Below are 3,008 nucleotides of genomic sequence, written 5' to 3' on the forward strand. Positions count from 1 at the left end.
GCTCTCGGAGCTCGATGAAAACCCTGAATCACTTGAAGCTCCACCGGCTGCCGTCGTAGACGAAGTTGCGCTGCCGATGATGAAGCCAAAGACGAAGGCCGCGATGACCGCGAGCAAGGCAAGAACGATACTGAAGCGCCCTGGGTCTGATGGAGACTCGCGCTCTTTGATTCCCACCAGCGGTGCTGCCGTGGTGTGGCCAGCATAGAACGTCTCCTCGAACTCGACCGGCGGGACGTCGCCGAGGTAGCCATGGAGGCGTTGCGTGTTGTGCCAGTGCACCCAGTCGAGGGTCGCGAGCTCGAGTTCCTCGACCGTTCTCCAGGGGCCCGGGCGTGCGGGCCCGCGGAAGAGTTCGGTCTTGTAGTAACCGTTCACGGTCTCGGCCAGGGCATTGTCAAGCTGTCGCCGACGGTCCCGACCGAGGGTGTCGCGCCGATTTCCGCGAGGCGTTCGCCGTAGCGAATTGACGTGAATTGAGACCCGGCGTCGCTGTGGCAGCGGAGGTCGTCGTGATGAGCGCCGTGACCCCACCGGGCCATTTCGATCGCGTCGAGGACCATCTCGGTGCGCATGTGACTCGCGCAACGCCACCCGACGATCATCCGTGAGAACGCGTCAATAATGAAGCAGACGTAAGCGACCCCCGCCCACGTCGGGACGAAGGTCAGGTCAGTGACCCATAGCCGGTTCGGGGCGGTCGCGGTGAACGCCCGTCGCACCAGGTCGGGATGCCGCGAGGCGGCCGGATCAGGTCTGGTCGTCTTGACTCGTTTGCTGCGCGTCGCGCCCTCGATCCCCGCGGCGCGCATCAGCCGGCCGGTCTGGTCCCGCCCGATGTCGAGCCCCGCCCGACGGGCGGTCTTCCAGAGCTTGCGGACCCCGTAGACGCAGTAGTTCTCCTTCCACAAAGTCACCAGCTCCGGCGTCAGGACCGCATCACTGAGGGCCCGCGCTGAGGGGCGCGATCTCTCGCGGCGTAATAGGTGCTCGGAGCCATCTGCAGCAATGCGCAGATGGGCTCGACTCCGAGCGGTCGACCCTCAACGACGTCGTTCTTATTCGCGTCGATGAACGCGACTACTTCCGGTGTTGGCGGTCGAGCTCCGCCCCGAAGAAACTCGCAGCCCTCTTCAATATCTCGTTCGCCCGTCGTAACTCGCGGACCTCCTGCTCGAGCTCCCGCATCCGACGCGTCTCCGTCGTGGTCACGCCGACGACGTTGCCGTCAGCGATGTCGGCCTGCTTGACCCACGTCCGCACAGACTCGACCCCGTATCCGAGCTGCGTCGCGGCGCGATGGACCGTCCCACGCTCGGTCCCCAGCTCTGCGCGCAGCGTCCGCACCATCCGGACCGCTGCGGCCTTCTCCTCCGGCGAGTACCGACGCGTCGTCGGCTTCCCAGATCCCTGATTCGACGCCATGACTCCATCCTCGTTTCCAAGCTCAGGAGTCTCCAACAAACTCAGGGCGCTTCATTCTACTTGCCGGTTCGTGCCGAGGGCGCATTGTTCTATGCCGGCGATCCCCACACGGCCATGGGTGACGGTGAAGTCGCTCTGACTGCGATGGAGGGCTCCCTGCGGTCAACCTTCCGTTTGACGGTATGCAAGCGCGGTTCCGGGAACGCTCCGACAGTCGCCTTCGACTATCCGTGGGCCGAAACCGAAGAACACTGGATTCCGATCGGCCTCTCCGACCCCGACGGACTCGCGGGCGGGGGAGCGTCCGGCGACCTCAACGTGGCCATGCGCCGCGCCGTAGTCAATGCGTTGAACTTTCTCGAGCATGGGCTCGGTATGGAGCGCGCGATCGCCTACGCCTACTTGTCCGCAGCTGCCGACTTTGCGTTGTCTCAGGTCGTCGACCGGACTGTCCGGCGTGCACGGACTAATCCGGAAGGCGGATTTTGGCTAAGGGAAAAGCCCAGAAACCCTACGGCTGATGAAGTGGTGTAGCGGTCAAGCTTGGGGATCGTTGGCGGAGAGTCGCTACATGCGGGAAAGCAGTTCCGCCTTTTTCGCGGAGAACTCGTCGTCCGTCAGAATCCCCGCAGCGTGAAGATCCAACAGCTGCTTGATCTGTTCGGCGATGCCTGCGGCGTCGGCATCGGAAACTCCCGAATGCGGCGTCGAAGCCGGCGTTGCCGGAGGAGCCGCGGGCATCGGAGTTTCGGAATGTCGCGACGCTTGTGACTGGTGGAAGTCGGTTGACAACTGCATGACCAACCGGCGGAACTGCTCGGCCTCATCCCGTGAAACGCGGAACGAGATGGTGTTGCCGGAGGAAGCGACCTCCACTTTCCGGAAGAGCATTCCGTCGGGAGTGGATTGAACACCGGTGACATCACGGATGAAGATCATGTCAAAGGCATCGTTGTTTCCTCGGATCCCGGTCACAGCCAGTGAGGTTCCCAAGGTCAACGCGGCGGTCTTCATCTTGGCGGAAGACATACCCCGGTTACGACGCATTTCGATCCGATCGGGGTACACCCTGACCTGTGCGTTCTTTTGTCCCTTGTCATGAGAAGTAACTTCGAGGAGCGCGCCCTCTTCGATCGCATTGTCCGACCGCTTGAACTCCGAAGTGACAGCGGACACAGAGGAGTCGAAGCCCTTCCGGGCGTCCGAGACGGAGTCCATCGCCGCCTTCTGAGTGCTGGAGAGCGTTTCGCTGGCCATCTTCTTGGCCTTATCCATGAATCCCATGAAAAGTTCTGACCCTATCCGTGAAGTGGGTGCTGCGGGAGAGACCCCGCAAAATGATCTGGCTAAAGTATAGTCGTCCGAGAGGGTCTTGTTCGTTACGGATTTGCGTGAGTGGTGTTCGGGCTAGATTTAGGAGAGCCTTGACAGTGACCAATCCGAAACCCAACGCTTTACCCGTCGAGTGCTGGCACCTTGACTGGCAGGGGAGACGAGCCAGCGGCAGCTGGGGCGGCACCTACGTGTGGCCGCCGGAATGGGCATCGACGAGTTCTCCGAGCCGTTCCCGAACGACGTGTGTG

Annotated in this window: 1 protein-coding gene and 2 pseudogenes; 1 reads left to right on the forward strand and 2 read right to left on the reverse strand. The window is 62.3% G+C overall.

Annotated elements, in window-relative coordinates:
- Positions 1 to 165 precede the first annotated feature (165 nt).
- Positions 166 to 1,425, reverse strand: a pseudogene (locus K8V11_RS13845) (IS3 family transposase); the annotation flags it as partial.
- Between the two features lie 45 nt (positions 1,426 to 1,470).
- Between K8V11_RS13845 and K8V11_RS13850 the strand changes: the two are divergent.
- Positions 1,471 to 1,918 (forward strand): annotated as a pseudogene (locus tag K8V11_RS13850) (acetamidase/formamidase family protein); the annotation flags it as partial.
- 74 nt (positions 1,919 to 1,992) lie between these two features.
- Here the strand turns inward: K8V11_RS13850 and K8V11_RS13855 are convergent.
- Positions 1,993 to 2,700, reverse strand: a complete 708-nt coding sequence (locus K8V11_RS13855; RefSeq protein WP_303915509.1) for an SHOCT domain-containing protein — start codon at positions 2,698 to 2,700, stop codon at positions 1,993 to 1,995.
- Between the last annotated feature and the right edge of the window lie 308 nt (positions 2,701 to 3,008).

The sequence above is a fragment of the Dietzia timorensis genome (genome assembly GCF_020742175.1).
Taxonomy (GTDB): Bacteria; Actinomycetota; Actinomycetes; order Mycobacteriales; family Mycobacteriaceae; genus Dietzia; species Dietzia timorensis_A.

Coding starts and splice junctions, on each gene's coding strand:
- K8V11_RS13855 (WP_303915509.1), bottom strand. CDS start 2,700: ATGGATAAGGCCAAGAAGATGGCCAGCGAAACGCTCTCCAGCACTCAG.